At 66.4% G+C, this 4,109-nt stretch carries 1 protein-coding gene; it reads left to right on the forward strand.

Translation table 11 applies throughout. From position 1 onward, the window contains the following. On the forward strand, window positions 1-4,109 hold a 4,109-nt coding region (locus WT53_RS25285; RefSeq protein WP_373558456.1), incomplete at both ends, for a beta strand repeat-containing protein.

Genomic DNA, 4,109 nt, shown 5'->3' on the forward strand with positions numbered 1-4,109 from the left:
CTGTTCGCGACGAACCAGAGCATCGGCGACCTGAGCGACTCGCTGAAGAACGGCGGCGTGATCGATCCGATCACGGGTCAATCGCTGGCGGTCGTGTACGACAGCGCAGCGAAGGACACCGTGACGCTGGGCGGCGCGGGTGCAACGACGCCGGTTCAGGTGAAGAACGTGGCGGCCGGTACGGACGACACGGACGCCGTGAACGTGGCGCAGTTGAAGGACGCGGGCCTGGTTGCGCCGATCGATCCGACGAACCCGGGTTCCGGCCTGGCTTCGCTGGCGGTGACGTACGACAAGAACGCCGACGGTTCGGCGAACTTCGACCAGATCGCGCTGAAGGGTGGCGCGAACGGCACGAAGATCACGAACGTGGCGGCGGGTGATCTGTCGGCGACGAGCACGGACGCGGTCAACGGTTCGCAGCTGTACGCGACGAACACGCGTGTCGGCTCGCTGGAAGACTCGCTGAACAACAGCGGCCTGATCGATCCGGTCACGGGTCAATCGCTGGCAGTCGTGTACGACAGCGCGGCGAAGGATCGTGTGACGCTGGGCAACGCCGGCACGCCGGTGGTGCTGTCGAACGTGGCGGCCGGTGTGGTCGACACGGACGCAGTGAACGTGGGCCAGCTGAAGGACACGGGTCTGGTCGGCGAAGACGGTCAGGGCAACCTGACGTCGCTGGCGGTGACGTACGACGACGCGACGAAGGCGGGTATCACGCTGGGCAACGCCGGTACGCCGGTGGCGATCCACAACGTGGCGGCGGGCGACGTGTCGGCGACGAGTACGGACGCGGTGAACGGTTCGCAGCTGTTCGCGACGAACCAGAGCATCGGCGACCTGAGCGACTCGCTGAAGAACGGCGGCGTGATCGACCCGACGACGGGTCAATCGCTGGCGGTCGTGTACGACAGCGCGGCGAAGGACACGGTGACGCTGGGCGGCGCGGGCGCAACGACGCCGGTTCAACTGAAGAACGTGGCGGCCGGTACGGACGACACGGATGCGGTGAACGTGGCGCAGTTGAAGGACACGGGTCTGGTCGGTGAAGACGGTCAGGGCAACCTGACGTCGCTGGCGGTGACGTACGACGACGCGACGAAGGCCGGTATCACGCTGGGCAACGCCGGTACGCCGGTGGCGATCCACAACGTGGCTGAAGGCAACCTGTCGGCGACGAGCACGGACGCGGTGAACGGTTCGCAGCTGTACGCGACGAACACGCGTGTCGGTTCGCTGGAAGACTCGCTGAACAACAGCGGCCTGATCGATCCGGTCACGGGTCAATCGCTGGCGGTGACGTATGACAGCGCAGCGAAGGACACCGTGACGCTGGGCGGCGCGGGCGCAACGACGCCGGTTCAGGTGAAGAACGTGGCGGCCGGTACGGACGACACGGACGCAGTGAACGTGGCGCAGTTGAAGGACGCGGGCCTGGTCGCACCGATCGATCCGACGAACCCGGGTTCCGGCCTGGCTTCGCTGGCGGTGACGTACGACAAGAACGCCGACGGTTCGGCGAACTTCGACCAGATCGCGCTGAAGGGTGGCGCGAACGGCACGAAGATCACGAACGTGGCGGCGGGCGCGGTGAACGCGACGAGCACGGACGCGATCAACGGTTCGCAACTGTACGGCACGGCGCAGAGCGTGGCCGATGCGCTGGGCGGCGGCTCGACCGTCGGCGCGGACGGCACCGTGACGAACCCGACGTACTCGCTGGCCGATCCGGCCGATGCATCGCAGAAGCAGGACTACCACAACGTGGGCGACGCGCTGGCGAACCTCGATGACCGTACGTCGCAAAACACGGGCGATATCGGCGACCTGAAGGACAAACTGTCGGATACCGGTCTCGTCGACGGCAATGGCGACACGCGCGCCGTGGTGACGTACGACAAGAACGCGGACGGCACGCCGAACTACGGTTCGGTGACGCTGGGCGACGGCAGCGGTCCGGTGAAGGTGACGAACGTGGCTGACGCAACGGGCGACAGCGACGCGGTGAACCTTGGCCAGCTGAAGGGCTCGGGCCTGGTCGGCGAAGACGGTCAGGGCAACCTGACGTCGCTGGCGGTGACGTACGACGACGCGACGAAGGCCGGTATCACGCTGGGCAACGCCGGTACGCCGGTGGCGATCCACAACGTGGCGGCAGGCGACGTGTCGGCGACGAGCACGGATGCGGTCAACGGCTCGCAGCTGTTCGCGACGAACCAGAGCATCGGCGACCTGAGCGACTCGCTGAAGAACGGCGGCGTGATCGACCCGACGACGGGCGAATCGCTGGCGGTGGTGTATGACGGCGCGTCGAAGGACAAGGTGACCCTGGCAGGCGCGAACGGTACGACGCTGTCGAACGTGAAGGCCGGTGTGGCCGACATGGACGCAGTGAACGTGGGCCAGTTGAAGGACTCGGGCCTGGTCGGCGACGACGGTCAGGGCAACCTGACGTCGCTGGCGGTGACGTACGACGATGCGACGAAGGCGGGCGTCACGCTGGGCAATGCCGGTACGCCGGTGGCGATCCACAACGTGGCGGCGGGCGACCTGTCGGCGACGAGTACGGACGCGGTGAACGGTTCGCAGCTGTTTATGACGAACACGCGTGTCGGTTCGATGGAGGATTGGCTGAACAACAGCGGTCTGGTCGATCCGGTCACGGGTCAATCGCTGGCAGTGGTGTACGACAGCGGAGCCAAGGACACGGTGACGCTGGGCGACGGCAACGGTCCGGTGAAGGTGACGAACGTGGCTGACGCAACGGGCGACAGCGACGCGGTGAACCTTGGTCAGCTGAAGGACTCGGGCCTGGTCGGCGAAGACGGTCAGGGCAACCTGACGTCGCTGGCGGTGACGTACGACGATGCGACGAAGGCGGGCATCACGCTGGGCAATGCCGGTACGCCGGTGGCGATCCACAACGTGGCGGCAGGCGACGTGTCGGCGACGAGCACGGATGCGGTGAACGGTTCGCAGCTGTTCGCGACGAACCAGAGCATCGGCGATCTGAGCGATTCGCTGAAGAACGGCGGCGTGATCGATCCGATCACGGGCCAATCGCTGGCGGTGACGTATGACAGCGCAGCGAAGGACACCGTGACGCTGGGCGGCGCGGGCGCAACGACGCCGGTTCAACTGAAGAACGTGGCGGCCGGTACGGACGACACGGATGCGGTGAACGTGGCGCAGTTGAAGGACACGGGTCTGGTCGGTGAAGACGGTCAGGGCAACCTGACGTCGCTGGCGGTGACGTACGACGATGCGACGAAGGCCGGTATCACGCTGGGCAACGCCGGTACGCCGGTGGCGATCCACAACGTGGCGGCAGGCGACGTGTCGGCAACGAGCACGGATGCGGTGAACGGTTCGCAGCTGTTCGCGACGAACCAGGACATCGGCGATCTGCGCGATTCGCTGAAGGATGGCGGCGTGATCGATCCGACGACGGGTCAATCGCTGGCGGTCGTGTACGACAGCGCGGCGAAGGACACGGTGACGCTGGGCGGCGCGGGCGCAACGACGCCGGTTCAACTGAAGAACGTGGCGGCCGGTACGGACGACACGGACGCCGTGAACGTGGCGCAGTTGAAGGACGCGGGCCTGGTTGCGCCGATCGATCCGACGAACCCGGGTTCCGGCCTGGCTTCGCTGGCGGTGACGTACGACAAGAACGCTGACGGCTCGGCGAACTTCGACCAGATCGCGCTCAAGGGTGGCGCGAACGGCACGAAGATCACGAACGTGGCGGCGGGCGACCTGTCGGCGACGAGCACGGACGCGGTGAACGGTTCGCAGCTGTTCGCAACGAACACGCGTGTCGGCTCGCTGGAAGACTCGCTGAACAACAGCGGTCTGATCGATCCGGTCACGGGTCAATCGCTGGCGGTGACGTACGACAGCGCAGCGAAAGACACGGTGACGCTGGGCGACGGCAACGGTCCGGTGAAGGTGACGAACGTGGCTGACGCAACGGGCGACAGCGACGCGGTGAACCTTGGCCAGCTGAAGGGCTCGGGCCTGGTCGGCGAAGACGGTCAGGGCAACCTGACGTCGCTGGCGGTGACGTACGACGACGCGACGAAGGCCGGTATCACGCTGGGCAA

This window comes from Burkholderia sp. MSMB2157WGS (assembly GCF_001532755.1).
Classification (GTDB): domain Bacteria; phylum Pseudomonadota; class Gammaproteobacteria; order Burkholderiales; family Burkholderiaceae; genus Burkholderia.